Genomic DNA, 15,825 nt, shown 5'->3' with positions numbered 1-15,825 from the left:
CACAAATGTATTAATATAAAGAAGGCGCAAAATACATTGTTAGAGGAGGAAGCTATGAACTACATAAAAGAGCAAAATGGACAGCTATGGTTAACAGAAGATGAGCGTGAAAATTTAAAAATTAGTTATCGTATTAAAGAGATTATTTACTCAGAACGTTCACCATTTCAACATGTGATGATTTTAGACTCATACGACTTTGGAAGAATGCTTGTGCTTGATGGAATTGTACAAACAACTTCTATTGATGGACATATTTACAATGAGATGATCACACATGTTCCTCTTTCTCTTCATCCGTCGCCAAAAAAAGTTTTAATTATCGGTGGGGGCGATTGTGGTGCAGCTCGTGAAGTGGCGAAATATGAAGAGGTAGAAGAAATCCATCTCGTCGAAATCGATGAACTTGTTGTTCAAGCATGTAAAGAACATTTACCTGAAGTATCGGGAAATCTCTCCGATCCACGTGTTCAGTACGTATATAAAGATGGGGTTCAATTTGTGAAAGATCATATGAATACGTACGATGTCATTATCATTGACTCGTCTGATCCTATTGGTCCTGCCCAAGTATTATTTGAATACGATTTTTATGAAAGTGTGCATAAAGCGCTTAAAGAAGATGGAATGATGGTTTGTCAAAGCCAATCGCCGATTTTCCATATGGACGTATTGAAACAAACATATGCAAATATTCGTCATTTATTCCCGCATGTTCACGTATATACAGCTACTGTTCCAACGTATCCTGGTGGGCTATGGAGCTTCACTCTTGGTGCAAAACAGCCGATTTTATTTGAACGGCTCCACACTTTCACAAAGCAAACGAAATATGCAAACGCTGATATTTTAAGCCAATGTTTCCGTCTTCCACAATTTATGAAGGAACATCTTCAATCGTAGTCGGAATCATTCCGGCTGCGAGTGTTGACAAAGAGGCGTTTTTATATTATGACACAAAACGCAATGATTCCTATTTTCTTTATAAGGAGAGTGCCTATATGCGTGTGAAAGTTGTTTTACAATGTACAGAAACTGGAGATCGCAACTACATAACAACGAAAAATAAGCGTAACAATCTTTTTGTTGCGCTTATGCGCTTCTTTAATAAGATTATCAAAAGCTTGAACAATTTGCTCCACAGATTGTCGCATCATTTATTCCTCCTTAGTTAAAGCGATTACAACATTTCTTGTAAACTTGTATATACAAGTTAGTTAACCGCTTTCAAATAATTTTCAAAGAAAAAAGATGCCCTTGTGGACATCTTTTTCACATTTATTTACTTTCTTTTTTTCGTGCATACATCGCCGCGTGTCGTTTAATTTCGCCAATTAATTGTATTTCCTCTTGTTTTGAAATCTCTAGGGAAAGACCGTATTGAAATTTGTTTACATATGTTTTCTTCCAAATGACAATCCCACGCACGTTGATTGGTTGATCAACGATTGTAAATTGCAACTCCACTTCGAGTTCACCTTTGGCGGAGTCAATGGGTAAATTTAAGTTTGTCTCCAGTCGAATACCGCGTGGACTAATATCGTGAATTTCGGCCGCTCCTTTATCCGTTTCTACTTCCCGTTCCCCAATATGTGTAATACGAAATGTACAAGGAAGCGGTTGACCAAATTGATATCGAAAAGGTTCTTGACGTTTAAACCTCATCATAAATCCCCCACATACAAACTATACCTTCTTCAATATAATTGAAATCATAAATAAATGCAAGGGAATTATGACCATTTCACCCATGTATCTGTCACGTTACCTGTTTCGTCACAATCAATTACATACGTAACATTACCATATCGATCGCTTAGTCGTAACTCATCGACACGGACGTCTTCCGTCATTCCTTTCTCTGTCCTTAAGATAACGCGACCATGTGAAAGGAAGTGACAACTTACTAATCGATGTGGATTCGTTTTCACTTCTTTAATGAGAAGTTGTCCTCGTTTCGCACGAGTAGATGGTTCGACCTCTGCCCGAGCGATTTTTTTCACCGCTCCACGTTTTGTTACAAGAATTATGTTTTCGTCTGTTGCCTGTTGACCAGAAACAACATAATCTCCATCTTTTAAATGAATGCCTTTTACTCCCGCCGCTCGAACGCCTACTTCTCCAATTTCTTCTTCTGAAAACAATAATCCGTATCCATATTGTGTGACAAGAAATATATGTCCCATTCCGTTTGTTTGATATACGTTCACAACTTCATCATCTTCTTTTAATCGCATAGCAACAAGCGGCTTAGAATAACGTTGCGCTTTATAATGAACGAGATGTGTTTTTTTCACCAACCCTTGTTTTGTAATAAATAATAAATACCCGTTGTTAAAACTTGCGATTGGGATGGCACTAGTCAACTGCTCGTCTCGATCAAGCGGAATGATATGAGAAATGTGTTGACCAAGATCTTTCCAACGAATGTCTGGAAGTTCATAAACAGGACAATATAAATAGTTTCCTTTATTTGTGAATAACAATAACGTATGTGTTGTATTCATCTCAAACATTCCGAGCAACCTATCGCCATCTTTCATTCCGATGTCCTGTCCGTTCGAGGCGCTATAGGATCGAAGGCTCGTGCGTTTAATATATCCGTCTTTTGTAATAGTGACAATGACATCTTCCTCTGGAACAACAACGTTCATTTCAATTTTAATTTCTTTTATTTCTTCTTCAATGGTCGTTCTTCGTTCATCGGCATACGTTTTTTTCATTTTTCTTAATTCCGATTTAATGACAGATAATAGCTTTTTTTCACTTTCTAAAATCGATGTTAGCTGCTCAATTTTATCATGAAGCGCATTTGCTTCTTCACGTAAATCATAAATATCTGTATTCGTCAAACGATATAACTGCAATGTGACAATGGCTTCTGCCTGAGGTTCTGTAAACCCATATCGATCCATTAAATTCGTTTTAGCATCTTTTTTATCTTGAGAAGCGCGAATCGTTGCGATGATTTCATCTAAAATGGATACAGCTTTCATTAATCCTTCTACAATATGAGCACGCTCTTTTGCTTTTCGTAATTCATAACGCGAACGATTGGCAACTACTTCTTTTTGATGCTCAATATATGCGTCTAACATTTGCAGTAAATTTAATAATTTCGGTCGACGCTCATGAATAGCGACCATATTGAAATTGTACGTAATTTGTAAATCTGTATTTTTATATAAATAATTTAAAATACCTTCCGCGTTGCCGTCTTTTCTCACTTCGATAACAATGCGTAATCCTGTACGATCTGTTTCATCACGCACATCAACAATTCCATCCAATTTTTTTTCTAGACGCAATTCATCAATTTTTTTAACTAAGTTCGCTTTATTCACTTCATAAGGGATTTCTGTGATAACAATCGCTTGTTTACCACCTTTCCCTTGCTCGATCGTGGCTTTCCCACGAATAACGATTTTACCTTTTCCTGTTTCGTAGGCTGTTTTAATGCCTTCTTTTCCTTGAATGATACCACCAGTTGGAAAATCTGGTCCTTTCAGTACCGTCATTAAATCATCAACCGTACAAGTCGGATGATTAATACGCATGATAACGGCATCAATTACTTCTCCTAAATGATGTGGTGGAATTTCTGTGGCATAACCTGCTGAAATGCCTGTGGAACCGTTGACGAGCAGATTCGGAAACATCGCTGGTAATACAACTGGTTCTTTACTCGTATCATCGAAGTTCGGTACAAACTCTACCGTTTCTTTTTCAATGTCGCGCAACAATTCTGATGCGATGGCAGATAATCTTGCTTCTGTATAACGCATCGCTGCGGGTGGATCTCCATCAATACTCCCATTATTCCCATGCATTTCAATAAGTACATTTCTTACTTTCCATTCCTGACTCATGCGTACCATCGCTTCATATACAGAAGAATCACCGTGCGGGTGAAAATTACCGATGACATTTCCGACCGTTTTAGCCGATTTACGAAATGGCTTATCCGATGTGTTTCCATCTACGTACATTGCATATAAAATGCGGCGTTGCACCGGCTTTAATCCATCGCGCACATCCGGCAAGGCGCGCTCTTGGATAATATATTTACTATATCGGCCGAATCGGTCTCCAAGCACATCTTCAAATGGTAAATCTAATACGCGTTCCATTCCCTTATTCCCCCTCAGCTGTCATCACATGATCGTTTTCTAAAATATTCATATCGTCCTCTAAACCGAATTGCACATTTGATTCAATCCATTTCCTTCTCGGTTCTACTTTATCGCCCATTAATGTTGTTACACGACGTTCTGCACGGGCTGCATCATCAATACGAACACGAATAAGCGTCCGTGTTTCAGGGTTCATTGTCGTCTCCCATAATTGATCGGCATTCATCTCACCGAGTCCTTTGTAACGTTGAATTGTATATCCTTTCCCGACCTTTTTCAAAATCGACTGCAATTGTTCATCCGTCCATGCATATTCCACAACTTCCTTTTTGCCAACTTTTTTACTCACTTTATACAGCGGTGGAAGAGCGATAAACACTTTGCCCGCTTCAATAAGCGGTCGCATATAGCGATAAAAGAACGTTAACAACAATACTTGAATATGCGCACCGTCTGTATCCGCGTCAGTCATAATGATCACTTTGTCATAATGAATATCATCGAGTGAAAAATCAGCCCCGACACCGCCACCAATGGCATGAATGATTGTATTAATTTCTTCGTTTTTAAAAATATCGGTTAATTTCGCTTTTTCCGTGTTAATCACTTTTCCACGAAGAGGTAATACAGCTTGAAAGCGACGATCACGACCTTGTTTCGCAGATCCACCAGCTGAATCCCCTTCAACTAAATACAACTCATTTTTTTTGGGATTTCGCGTTTGAGCAGGCGTTAACTTTCCGCTTAATACGTGCTCTTTTCCCTTGCGCTTTTTCCCCGACCTTGCTTCTTCCCGAGCTTTTCGTGCAGCCTCACGCGCTTGAAACGCGCGAATCGCTTTTTTAATTAACAGCGTTGCAATATCTGGGTTTTCATTTAAAAAATACGTCAGTTTTTCACTAACGACAACTTCAACAGCGGAACGAGCTTCAGGTGTTCCTAATTTGCCTTTCGTTTGCCCTTCAAATTGCAAAAGTGCTTCTGGAATGCGAACAGAAATGATGGCAGATAATCCTTCACGGATGTCTGTCCCTTCTAAGTTTTTATCTCTTTCTTTTAATAAACCTACTTTTCGTGCATATTCATTAAACACGCGAGTCATCGCTGTTTTAGCCCCAATTTCATGCGTCCCTCCATCTTTCGTACGGACATGGTTTACAAAAGAAAGCATGTTTTCTGAGTATCCGTCATGAAATTGGAAAGCAAACTCGACTTCAATATCACTTTGCTCACCATTAAAAAATACAACAGGGTGAAGCGCGTCTTTTTCCTCATTTAAATATTGCACAAACGCCTCAATGCCGTTTTCGTAATAAAATGTATCGCGCAAACCTGTTCGTTCATCGTATAATTCAATTTTTAACCCCTTTAATAAAAATGCAGATTCTCTCAACCGTTCACTAATCGTTTCGTAATGAAACGTCGTTGTGCTAAAAATCGTTGGGTCTGGTTTGAATTGAATTTTTGTCCCTGTTTGTTTTGTTACTCCGATTTTCTCAAGTGTAGTCACAGGTTTTCCACCATGTTCAAACCGTTGATAATATATAAACCCATCACGATGAATGGTCACTTCTAACCACTCAGACAAAGCATTCACAACAGAAGCGCCAACACCGTGTAACCCACCGCTCGTTTTATAGCCACCTTGCCCAAATTTTCCTCCAGCATGTAATACCGTTAAAATAACTTCGGGAGTCGGCTTTCCTAACTTATGCATGCCTGTAGGCATCCCACGTCCTTCATCTTGCACGCTTACACTTTGATCGTTATGTATCGTTACAACAATGCGTCTCCCATATCCTGCGAGCGCCTCATCAACCGCATTATCAACAATTTCATATACAAGATGATGCAAACCGCGACTATCTGTACTTCCAATATACATCCCCGGACGTTTACGAACCGCCTCTAACCCTTCTAACACTTGAATGGCGTCTTCGTTATATGTAAGAAGCTGCTTATCTGTCACAATCATTCCCCTTTCACAACAAGAACATTTGTTTCTGTTTTTTTTGACTTTCTCTATTTTAACATACATTCGTAAAACGTCCAACGTCGTGAAGAAAAAGAACGACCATTACAAAAAGAATGGTCGTTTTTACCGTGTGAGCGCATGTTCTACTTTGATGCAGCGATCCATCACAACCGTATACCCTTTTTTTGTTAAATCATGATATACGCCTTCATCATATACACCTAATTGCGCCCAAAACACGTCTGCATCCATTTGAACAAACTGTTCAGCGATTTCACGCAAATGTTCAGAGCGACGGAACACATTAACAATATCGACATGTCCTTCGATATCTGTTAACGTAGCAACGGCTGGAATGCCTTCCCACTCTTTAATAAGAGGGTTAACTGGAATAATGTCGTAGCCTGCCTCTTTCATTGCTTTTGCAACCATATAAGATGTACGCTCCGGACGATCTGACAATCCTACCACAGCAATTCGCTTCGCCTTGTTTAAAATTTGTTTAATTTGTTCACGACTTGGACCCATATCATCTACCTCCCATAATAAACTAGTACTTCTTCATGTAAAAAAATAATCCTGCCTTCATTTTTTAAAAAAGCATGTTACAATAAAAACATAACATCCATAGAGGAACTATGAATGGAGTAGAGGGGGCATATGATGTCTGTTTTGCTTGTGATTTTCAGTTACTTACTTGGTTCAATTCCGTTCGCATTGATCGTTGGAAAAATAGGGTATGGAATTGACATACGTGAACACGGGAGCGGCAATTTAGGTGGAACAAATACATTTCGCGTGCTCGGTGGAAAAGCGGGATTAATTGTGACAATTGCTGATATTTTAAAAGGGACGTTAGCCGCGAGTCTACCTATATTGTTTTCTGTAGATATTCACCCGCTTCTTACAGGAATGTTTGCTGTGTTTGGTCATACATATCCGGTGTTTGCTCAATTTCGCGGTGGAAAAGCGGTTGCTACATCTGGTGGAGTGTTGTTATTTTATTCACCCGTTCTATTTATGACGATGTTAGCTGTCTTTTTTCTCATTCTATATATATCAAAATACGTTTCACTTTCATCTATGTTAACAGGCGTGTATGCGACCGTCTATGCATTCGTGTGGACAGATGACGTTCCTTTGCGCATTGTCGTCACATTATTAACACTTTTTGTGTTTTATCGTCACCGAGCGAACATAAAACGTATTTTAAACAAAACAGAACCGAAAGTGAAGTGGTTATAGTGGCTACATGTCATTTACCAAAACAATTTGTAACGAAAATGAATGCTTTGCTTCGAGATGAAGCGGAGCGTTTTTTTGCGACGTACAATGAAGAAAAAGTCAACGGTTTACGGATCAATTCATTGAAAGTATCACCATCAACATTTTTAAACATAAGCCCATGGGAACTTGAACCGATCCCTTTTTGTCCTACAGGATTTTATTATTACAACGCCCAACCCGGAAAACATCCATATCATGCTGCCGGATTGTATTACATTCAAGAACCTAGCGCCATGTTTGTCGCTGAAGTGCTTGCCCCATCTCCAGGAGAACGAGTGCTCGACTTATGCGCAGCACCGGGGGGGAAAACGACACAATTAGCAGCGATGATGAATAACGAAGGTTTTCTACTGGCAAACGAAATTCATCCAAAACGCGTCAAAGCTTTATCTGAAAATATTGAACGGCTCGGAATTACAAATACTGTTGTGACAAATGAAACGCCTGAAAAATTATCGGAAACGTTTGAAGAGTTTTTTGATAAAATTTTAGTTGACGCTCCATGTTCAGGAGAAGGCATGTTTCGAAAAGACGCAGAAGCGATCCAATTTTGGAGTTTAGAACACGTTCAAAAATGTGCACAAACACAACGGCACATTTTATCATGTGCTTATAAGATGTTAAGCGAAGGAGGCACACTCGTTTACTCGACATGCACATTTTCTCCAGAAGAAAACGAGCAAATCATTGACTGGTTTTTAGCAACTTACGAGGATATGGAATTAATACCAATTGAAAAAGAAGATGGTATTCAACCAGGTGTGTCACATTGGACAAACACACATCGTGGAAACATTGCACATACAGCAAGGCTCTGGCCGCATCATCTAAAAGGGGAAGGACATTTCGTTGCGAAAATGCGCAAACGAGGGAGCACAAAACATTGGAATGGAAAAACAGTTGCATGTAACGTCCCTAAAGTGATGTGGCGTGATTATGAAACGTTTATGAATCATACCATCCAAACACCAATAAAAGGAACGATGTATGCGTTTGGCACGCACTTATTTGCCCTCCCACATTCACGCCCTCGCTTAGATGGTTTAAAAGTCGTCCGCCCTGGTCTCCATATCGGGGAATGGAAAAAAAATCGCTTTGAACCAAACCACGCTTTAGCGATGGCATTAACAAAACAACAAGTACAAGCATATCTGTCTCTTACATTTGAAGAAAGCCTCCGATATATGAAAGGAGAAACATTACAAACGAACGGAGATCGTGGATGGATATTAGTGACTATTGATGGATATCCGCTTGGTTGGGGCAAAGAAGTAAAAGGAGTTGTAAAAAACTTTTATCCTAAAGGATTGCGAATCAAATAGGATGTCCCTCAGTAATGAGAGACATCCTCATTATTTTGTTATAGTAACTGTAAAAGTGATATCATTTTTATTTAAATCGAACGTTTTCGCCTTCAACACGAGTCCTTCTTTTATACGAATGTTGCTTACAACAATATAAATGCGTTCATGTTTCGCATCGATTTTCACCCAATTTGGCAATGAAGCATGTTTATTGATATACGTTAATACATACGGTACAGGTAAACGGAGTTGCCCAAACGTCATCGTCGGATGAGCAAGTACAACATGACCATTCTCATCCACCTTTGGATCAAATGCCATTGTCAAATCAACAGGCTTTCCAAATATCGGGATAGCACTTGTTATATACAACCGATCAGCTAATTGAACATTGTAAGGCAAACCACCTTTTTTTTCATGCTTCTGAATATAGTCGTTCACTAACGCATTTAGATGTTGTTTAGATGTTTGAACAGTAAATGTCGGTCCTTCCACGTTAACATTCGATATATATGGGGAAGGAGATGATTGAAACATATAAAAAAGTAATAACGCCATCACTAAACTATTTATTCCTAACAAACTAAAAAATAACACTTTCCACTTCACTATTTATTCTCCTATCCATTCTTCGTGTTTTTGTAGATGTTCATACATACGTTGTGCGATTAGTTCATAGCCACGTGTGTTCGGATGAAATTGATCGTCATACAATATATCATCACGTTCTTCAAACAAATCGTCAATAGGTACAAATAGCGCACGATCATAACGCGAGATCACTTTCTTACTTCCCTCGTTCCACATGTGTATAATCTCATCCATTTCTGGTATATTTGGAAATGCTGAAGAAAACGGATTGTATAACCCGCTAAGTACAATATAAGCATCTGGATTCATATAGCGAAGAAGTTGCAATTGCTCGTCAAGTCGGGAAGCAAACATCTGTTGTTCTTTAACAAACAATTCATACGTTAAGGATAAAAAATGTGACCGGACAACTTTCATGACATCGTTTCCGCCAATTGTAATCAAAATAACATCTGCTTTTCGAATGACCGATTCATTGTTCATGATGACATCAGTTAGTTGTTCACTACGCAACCCCCGTTTGCCAAAATTTTGAGCAAACACCTTATTCACATCTTCACGTTGCTCTAAATATTGCTTAATGAATGTGACATAGCCACCTTTACCATCCCCTACCCCTTTCGTTAACGAATCACCTAACGCTACAACATGTAAATCACGTGGCTTTATTTGTTCTTGTTCATTTTCTTGTATGGTCGTTGGGACAGTAGTTGTAGAGGTCGAGGAACATCCGACTAAACATACACAAAGAAATAGAAGAAGCAGTTTGTTCATATGGGCTCCCCTCTCTATAAAAGAAAAGACAAAAATGACACGGTCATCATTTTTGTCTGCATATGTTATTCTTGTAACATGTCAATATGTTTTAAAATTTCTTCGTACGGTACATCGTTTAAGCCACTATAATACTTCACGATCGTTCCATTTTGGTCAACGAGATAGAAATCTGTACCGTGAATGACTTGATCCCCTTCTTGTGGCTTTTTTACAACGGCTTTAAAGTTTTTCTGCGCAAAGCGTTCAATGTCTTGTTGGGTGTAACCTGTAAGTAAGTGCCAATTACTTAAATCTCCTTGAAACTTTTCAACATACGTTTTTAACGCATCTGGTGTATCGTTTTCGGGATCTACACTAAATGAAACAAAGTGCACATCTAACCCTTTTTCCTTAGCCATTTTTTGTAGTTTCGCCATATTTGCTGTCATCGGTGGACAAACGTCAGTACATCGTGTGAAAATAAAATCGGCTACCCACACTTTTCCTTTTAAATCAGCTAGACCAAACTGTTGACCATGTTGGTCAGTAAATGTGAAATCTTCGATCGGCCAATTTTTTGCATCTGGAATCGCTTGCTGACAAGCGACAAGCGACAACAAAAGCACAGCAAACAGCCATAAGCGTATACGCTTCACCTTTTATGTCCTCCTATTCCGTATAGTACATAAACCCTATCGCTCCTGGACCTGTATGTGTCGAAATGATTGGAGTTGTATACACAATGTCCGTCTGTGTCCATCCTGTCGTTTCCGCAATGGATTGTTTTAATCGTTCACTTAAATCAAGCGCCTCTGCGTGAGCAATTCCGACTGCTCGAACTTTTTTTCCCTTCGTATGTTCAACAAATTGATTGGTTAAATATTTGACAATTTGGGACTGGCTCCGAACTTTTGTGACAGGCGTATATACCCCATCTTCTAATGAAGCGATCGGTTTGATGTTTAGTAACGAACCTATCATCGCTTTCCCTCGTCCAATACGTCCACCTTTGACGAGATTTTCAAGCGTATCAACAACAACGAATAAATGTGTATTCGCACGAACTGTATCGAGATGGGAAACAATCTCTGATACTGTCTTTCCCTCAGAGACCATTTTGACCGCTTCTAATACTTGAAAGCCAAGTGCAAGAGAAATAAAGCGTGAGTCGACAACGGTGACGTTCGTCTTTGTCATCGCAGCTGCACTTTCGGCAGAGCGCACCGTTCCGCTCATTCCTCCTGTCATATGAATCGAGATAACATCGTATCCCGCTTCTCCAAGTTCATCATACACTTGTAAAAACTGTCCTGCAGACGGTTGAGAGCTTTTCGGAAGTTCATTTGCTTGTTTCATTTTTTCAATAAATTGTTGTGGAGTTAGGTCAATACCATCTAAATATGTTTCCCCATCAATAGAGATGGATAATGGAACGACACGAATGTCCCACGCTTCAATTATTTCTTTTGGTAAATCGACCGTAGAGTCTGTTACAATTTTTACTTTACTCATTTTTTCACTTCCTGTATTTCATTCTAAAATTTTCGTACGGTGAAATTATATAATAAAATCGCCCTGCGTGTCTTCGTTTTCATAAAATTTTTTGTAAAAAAAGAGCTGATTTGCACATTAGCAAAACAGCTCCTTCGTCATTTATGCATTGTTTTTTAAAATTTCAGATTTAAATATTTGTTCGTATACCGGCCACTTCAACACACGTTTTAAATAATCTTTAAACGAATGCACCTTCTTTGTTTTTTTGCTCGCATACACTTGTGCAATAAACGTTTGTAACCTTACTTTTACCATAAATTGATAAGGGTTATCGTCCTCCAATACCGGAATTTCAATAATTTTTACTTTTTGCCCATCTACGTTTTTAAACTCTAGGCTTTTGAATAACAAAATATCAATCCTCTTTTTTGACCGATTTACTTATATTATACACGATTTTTGTGTTGAAGTATGTCACATTTCGTCATCGACTTATAAAAAATTTTTGTCAAATGAGCAAATGGAATAAACTACTATCTTTATTCACTTCCATAAACGGAAAACCTTTTTTCTTCATTCGTTCGATAAGCGGACCGTAATCTTCACGACATTTTAATTCAATGCCAACGAGAGCGGGGCCGCTGTCTTTATTATTTTTTTTCGTATATTCAAAGAGTGTAATGTCGTCTGTTGGTCCTAATACTTCATCGAGAAATTCACGTAAAGCGCCTGCACGTTGTGGAAAATTCACAATAAAATAATGTTGAAGTCCTTCATAAATCATAGATCGTTCTTTAATTTCTTGCATACGTCCAATATCGTTGTTTCCTCCACTAATAATGCAAACAACCGTTTTGCCACGAATGTGATCTTTATATAAGTCAAGTGCAGCAACTGGCAACGCTCCAGCAGGTTCTACAACGATCGCATTCTCGTTATAAAGTTGCAAAATTGTTGTGCACACTTTTCCTTCAGGAACGACTACAATATCGTCAACGAGCTCTTTCGCTAACGTAAATGTCTTTTCACCCACGCGCTTGACTGCTGCACCATCTACAAATGGGTCGATTCCATTTAAAGTAACGACTTCTTTTGCTTCAAACGATTTTTTCATCGAAGGAGCTCCTTCAGGTTCGATACCGATTAATTTTGTCGTTGGTGAAATGCTTTTTATATACGTACCGACACCAGAAATAAGCCCTCCCCCGCCAATACTTGCGAACACATAGTCGATCGGCTCTTCACAATCATTTAAAATTTCAACCCCGACCGTTCCCTGTCCAGCAATGACAGCCTCATCATCAAACGGATGGATAAACGTTCGTTGCTCTTTTTTGGCACAAACAATCGCCTGCTCATAAGAGTCATCAAATGTATCACCAACTAAAATGATATCAACAAATTCTCGACCAAAAAATTGTACTTGTGATACTTTTTGGCGTGGAGTGGTAGACGGCATATAAATTTTACCGTGTACGCCAAGTACTCGACACGAATAAGCAACGCCTTGGGCGTGATTTCCTGCACTTGCACAGACAACGCCGTTTTTCTTTTCTTCTTCACATAAACTTTTCATTCGATAATATGCCCCGCGAATTTTAAACGATCGAACGATTTGTAAATCTTCCCGTTTAAAGTATACGTGGCAATCATAACGTTCTGAAAGCAATTCATTTTTTTGTAAAGGAGTATGATACACGACATCTTTTAACGTTTGATAAGCAATTAAAATATCTTCTACGTATACGCCATGTTTTCGTTTTACTTGTTGTTCCATTTTCTCGTTTCCTTTCCGTTTGTAATTTCGTCGTCAAAATTATGTTATTCTAAAATATATCATATTTTCGAATAAAGAAAAGTAAATTTTCTAAAAATTATCCGAAAAAATAAAGCTCGCTTGTTATTTGCGAGCTATTCGTTTGTATATGCAAAATGTATGTGGATAGCGATTTTTTTCATCTTGCACGCCAGGCTGTACTGAGCAGAGCTCCCATTGCTGTTCATCAATGTTTGGAAAAAATGTATCCCCATTAAACGTTGCATCAATATGTGTAACGTACAATCGATCAGCTATCGGCATCGCTTGTTCAAATACTTGTGCCCCTCCTATAACGAATACATGACCGTATTGTTGTTCGACTTGTTTTATGTCATCAATCGAATGAATAACTTGACAACAAGAGATGTTCAAGACGGACTTGTCGCGTGTAAGTATGATATTCGTTCTTCCTGGCAAGGGGCGACCTATTGATTCAAACGTTTTTCTTCCCATCACAATCGGATGTCCCATCGTTACTTGCTTAAAATAAGCTAAATCCGCCGGCAAATGCCAAGGTAACGTATTGTTATAACCAATCACCCGATTGCGATCCATCGCAACAATAATAGAGATCAACTAAATCACTTCCTTATACAGACACGTCCGCTTTAATATGCGGATGTGGATCATAATCAACAATTTCAAAATCTTCAAAACGATACTCAAAAATAGAAGCAGGCTTTCGTTTGATTATCAATTTCGGGAGCGGTCGCGGTTCTCTCGTTAACTGCAATTTTGCTTGCTCAATATGGTTCATATATAAATGGACATCACCGCCAGTAAAAATAAGTTCTTTTGGCTGCAGATCGCATTGTTGAGCAACCATATATGTAAGTAACGCGTAGCTTGCGATATTGAACGGAAGACCTAAAAACGTATCGACAGATCGCTGTTGCCACATGCATGATAATGTCCCATTTTCCACATAAAACTGAAAAGCATAATGACAAGGTGGCAATTTCATATGATCTAATTCTGCAACGTTCCACGCGCTCACTAAAAGACGGCGGGAGTTTGGATTTGTTTTTATTTGTTCAATCACTTCACTTATTTGATCAATTGTTCGACCATCGGCCCCTTTCCATGAACGCCATTGCGCTCCGTACACCGGTCCTAAATCCCCGTTTTCATCTGCCCATTCATCCCAAATCGTTACACCATTTTCTTTTAAATAACGAATATTTGTCTCTCCACTCAAAAACCAAAGCAATTCGTGGATGATCGAACGAATATGTAATTTTTTTGTCGTAAGCAAAGGAAAACCTTCACGTAAATCGAATCGTAATTGACGTCCGAATACGGAAATCGTCCCCGTTCCTGTGCGATCGTCCTTATACACCCCGTTTTGTAAAATATCTTCAAGTAATTGTAAATATTGCTTCATAACACCCTCACCTTCTTTTATATACTGTCATTTATTATGACATAAAGCATACAACTAGGAAAGAAAAAACCGTAGGACAATCCTACGGCTAACAAATACGTGGTAACATTAATCCTGTTAATCGATATAATCGTCTTGTTGTCCCGAGCGGCGTCCGCAATAAAAGCTGACCTTTATTTGTTGCCCGAACAGTTCCAATCACAGCAGCATCTTTTCCCTCTGGTTGCGAACGGAGCGCATCAAGCACTGCTTGTTCATCTTCTTTTGGAACGATCATGACTACTTTTCCCTCATTGGCTAAGTAAAGAGGATCAAAACCAAGTAATTCACATGCCCCTTTGACTTCTTTCTTCACTGGGATACATTCTTCCTCTAATTCAATCGTTACACCGAAATCTTCACAAATTTCTACAAGAGTGGTCGCTAGCCCACCGCGCGTTGGATCGCGCATCAGTCGAATGCGCTGACTTGCCTCTAAAGCTTTTGCGACGAGTAGATACAATGAAGTACAGTCGCTCTCAATCGTTGATACAAGCCCTAATTCTCCTCGTGCAACTAATACAGCTACACCATGATCTCCAACCGAACCACTGACAATAACCGAGTCCCCTTCATCCATGTTCCGTTCAAGCGGGTGCGAAATAATGCCAATTCCTGTTGTATTAATATATAATCCATCTGCACTTCCACGTTCAACAACTTTTGTATCCCCTGCAACAATTGCTACATTTGTTTTTTTCGCTTCTTCTGCCATCGATTGAACGACTGTTTTTAAATGACGAATAGGAAACCCCTCTTCAATAATAAAGCTACACGTTAATACTTTTGGGATCGCCCCAACAACTGCTAAATCGTTTATTGTTCCAGCTACCGCTAACTTTCCGATATTTCCACCCGGAAAGAAAATTGGCTTGATGACAAAACTATCCGTTGTCACAGCGAGCTCATGTGTTCCTAACGCAAACGTAGCGGCATCAAACTTTGCATGACGCTCATTACGAAACGTAGAAACAAAAACATCTGTAATTAGTTTGTGAGCTAACTCCCCACCATCCCCATGCGCAAGCGTTATTCGCTCCATT

The 15,825-nt window shown here is 39.0% G+C and carries 17 protein-coding genes; 4 read left to right on the top strand and 13 right to left on the bottom strand.

The annotated features are described in order from the left end of the window. Window positions 1-54: 54 nt before the first annotated feature. Window positions 55-903, top strand: a complete 849-nt coding sequence (speE, locus tag NST18_RS06905) for a polyamine aminopropyltransferase (protein ID WP_035018651.1) — start codon at window positions 55-57, stop codon at window positions 901-903. 98 nt (window positions 904-1,001) lie between these two features. Continuing rightward, window positions 1,002-1,175, top strand: coding sequence for a 50S ribosomal protein L33 (gene rpmG, locus NST18_RS06900; RefSeq protein WP_080601141.1), 174 nt, complete (start codon window positions 1,002-1,004; stop codon window positions 1,173-1,175). A 103-nt stretch (window positions 1,176-1,278) separates the two neighbouring features. Here rpmG and NST18_RS06895 read toward each other — a convergent pair whose 3' ends face one another. The 4 genes from NST18_RS06895 to NST18_RS06880 form a co-directional block, all read right to left on the bottom strand. Then, entirely contained in the window at window positions 1,279-1,665 is a 387-nt protein-coding gene (locus tag NST18_RS06895; RefSeq protein WP_035018652.1) for a PilZ domain-containing protein, read from the bottom strand. A 68-nt stretch (window positions 1,666-1,733) separates the two neighbouring features. Next, window positions 1,734-4,130 carry a DNA topoisomerase IV subunit A gene (gene parC, locus NST18_RS06890; RefSeq protein ID WP_004890454.1) on the bottom strand — a complete coding sequence of 799 codons (2,397 nt, stop codon included), beginning with the start codon at window positions 4,128-4,130 and terminating at the stop codon, window positions 1,734-1,736. A 4-nt stretch (window positions 4,131-4,134) separates the two neighbouring features. Then, window positions 4,135-6,108, bottom strand: coding sequence for a DNA topoisomerase IV subunit B (gene parE / locus NST18_RS06885; RefSeq protein ID WP_004890456.1), 1,974 nt, complete (start codon window positions 6,106-6,108; stop codon window positions 4,135-4,137). A gap of 123 nt (window positions 6,109-6,231) precedes the next feature. After that, complete coding sequence (locus NST18_RS06880) at window positions 6,232-6,636, bottom strand: CoA-binding protein (protein ID WP_004890457.1); 405 nt, start codon at window positions 6,634-6,636, stop codon at window positions 6,232-6,234. 135 nt (window positions 6,637-6,771) lie between these two features. On the opposite strand from NST18_RS06880, the gene plsY reads away from it, so the two are divergent. Further along, complete coding sequence (gene plsY / locus NST18_RS06875; RefSeq protein WP_035018654.1) at window positions 6,772-7,353, top strand: glycerol-3-phosphate 1-O-acyltransferase PlsY; 582 nt, start codon at window positions 6,772-6,774, stop codon at window positions 7,351-7,353. Continuing rightward, window positions 7,353-8,717 carry an RsmB/NOP family class I SAM-dependent RNA methyltransferase gene (locus NST18_RS06870; protein WP_340721305.1) on the top strand — a complete coding sequence of 455 codons (1,365 nt, stop codon included), beginning with the start codon at window positions 7,353-7,355 and terminating at the stop codon, window positions 8,715-8,717. Before plsY ends, NST18_RS06870 begins: the two co-directional genes overlap by 1 nt. Window positions 8,718-8,747: 30 nt before the next feature. Here NST18_RS06870 and NST18_RS06865 read toward each other — a convergent pair whose 3' ends face one another. From NST18_RS06865 to hypE, 9 genes are all read right to left on the bottom strand, one after another. After that, window positions 8,748-9,308 carry a YpmS family protein gene (locus NST18_RS06865; RefSeq protein WP_004890463.1) on the bottom strand — a complete coding sequence of 187 codons (561 nt, stop codon included), beginning with the start codon at window positions 9,306-9,308 and terminating at the stop codon, window positions 8,748-8,750. A 3-nt stretch (window positions 9,309-9,311) separates the two neighbouring features. Then, entirely contained in the window at window positions 9,312-10,064 is a 753-nt protein-coding gene (locus NST18_RS06860; protein ID WP_340721304.1) for an SGNH/GDSL hydrolase family protein, read from the bottom strand. A 65-nt stretch (window positions 10,065-10,129) separates the two neighbouring features. After that, window positions 10,130-10,702: an SCO family protein gene (locus tag NST18_RS06855; protein WP_004890468.1), complete on the bottom strand. Its 573-nt coding sequence runs from the start codon at window positions 10,700-10,702 to the stop codon at window positions 10,130-10,132. Between the two features lie 13 nt (window positions 10,703-10,715). After that, the gene (locus tag NST18_RS06850; protein ID WP_004890470.1) at window positions 10,716-11,558 is read right to left on the bottom strand and encodes a DegV family protein; all 843 of its coding nucleotides are present in this window, start codon (window positions 11,556-11,558) and stop codon (window positions 10,716-10,718) included. A gap of 141 nt (window positions 11,559-11,699) precedes the next feature. After that, on the bottom strand, window positions 11,700-11,951 hold the full coding sequence (locus NST18_RS06845; RefSeq protein WP_004890472.1) for a YpmP family protein: 252 nt from the start codon (window positions 11,949-11,951) through the stop codon (window positions 11,700-11,702). 97 nt (window positions 11,952-12,048) lie between these two features. Then, window positions 12,049-13,317 (bottom strand): threonine ammonia-lyase IlvA, encoded by a 1,269-nt coding sequence (ilvA, locus tag NST18_RS06840; RefSeq protein WP_004890473.1) that lies wholly within the window; start codon window positions 13,315-13,317, stop codon window positions 12,049-12,051. A gap of 123 nt (window positions 13,318-13,440) precedes the next feature. Further along, window positions 13,441-13,935 carry a dihydrofolate reductase gene (locus tag NST18_RS06835; RefSeq protein ID WP_004890475.1) on the bottom strand — a complete coding sequence of 165 codons (495 nt, stop codon included), beginning with the start codon at window positions 13,933-13,935 and terminating at the stop codon, window positions 13,441-13,443. Window positions 13,936-13,948: 13 nt separating this feature from the next. Beyond that, on the bottom strand, window positions 13,949-14,743 hold the full coding sequence (gene thyA, locus NST18_RS06830; protein WP_004890477.1) for a thymidylate synthase: 795 nt from the start codon (window positions 14,741-14,743) through the stop codon (window positions 13,949-13,951). A gap of 88 nt (window positions 14,744-14,831) precedes the next feature. Continuing rightward, entirely contained in the window at window positions 14,832-15,824 is a 993-nt protein-coding gene (hypE, locus tag NST18_RS06825) for a hydrogenase expression/formation protein HypE (RefSeq protein WP_004890479.1), read from the bottom strand. Window position 15,825: the final 1 nt, after the last annotated feature.

Source organism: Anoxybacillus sp. FSL W8-0104 (assembly GCF_038004465.1).
Classification (GTDB): domain Bacteria; phylum Bacillota; class Bacilli; order Bacillales; family Anoxybacillaceae; genus Anoxybacillus; species Anoxybacillus flavithermus_G.
This window is presented reverse-complemented; position numbering and strand designations above follow the sequence as displayed.

Bases quoted from the DNA above. Each gene is read 5' to 3' on its own strand.
- thyA (WP_004890477.1), bottom strand. From the start codon at position 14,743: ATGAAGCAATATTTACAATTACTTGAAGATATTTTACAAAACGGGGTG.
- NST18_RS06850 (WP_004890470.1), bottom strand. From the start codon at position 11,558: ATGAGTAAAGTAAAAATTGTAACAGACTCTACGGTCGATTTACCAAAA.
- ilvA (WP_004890473.1), bottom strand. From the start codon at position 13,317: ATGGAACAACAAGTAAAACGAAAACATGGCGTATACGTAGAAGATATT.
- parE (WP_004890456.1), bottom strand. From the start codon at position 6,108: ATGATTGTGACAGATAAGCAGCTTCTTACATATAACGAAGACGCCATT.
- NST18_RS06895 (WP_035018652.1), bottom strand. From the start codon at position 1,665: ATGAGGTTTAAACGTCAAGAACCTTTTCGATATCAATTTGGTCAACCG.
- plsY (WP_035018654.1), top strand. From the start codon at position 6,772: ATGTCTGTTTTGCTTGTGATTTTCAGTTACTTACTTGGTTCAATTCCG.
- rpmG (WP_080601141.1), top strand. From the start codon at position 1,002: ATGCGTGTGAAAGTTGTTTTACAATGTACAGAAACTGGAGATCGCAAC.
- parC (WP_004890454.1), bottom strand. From the start codon at position 4,130: ATGGAACGCGTATTAGATTTACCATTTGAAGATGTGCTTGGAGACCGA.
- NST18_RS06880 (WP_004890457.1), bottom strand. From the start codon at position 6,636: ATGGGTCCAAGTCGTGAACAAATTAAACAAATTTTAAACAAGGCGAAG.
- hypE (WP_004890479.1), bottom strand. From the start codon at position 15,824: ATGGAGCGAATAACGCTTGCGCATGGGGATGGTGGGGAGTTAGCTCAC.
- NST18_RS06860 (WP_340721304.1), bottom strand. From the start codon at position 10,064: ATGAACAAACTGCTTCTTCTATTTCTTTGTGTATGTTTAGTCGGATGT.
- speE (WP_035018651.1), top strand. From the start codon at position 55: ATGAACTACATAAAAGAGCAAAATGGACAGCTATGGTTAACAGAAGAT.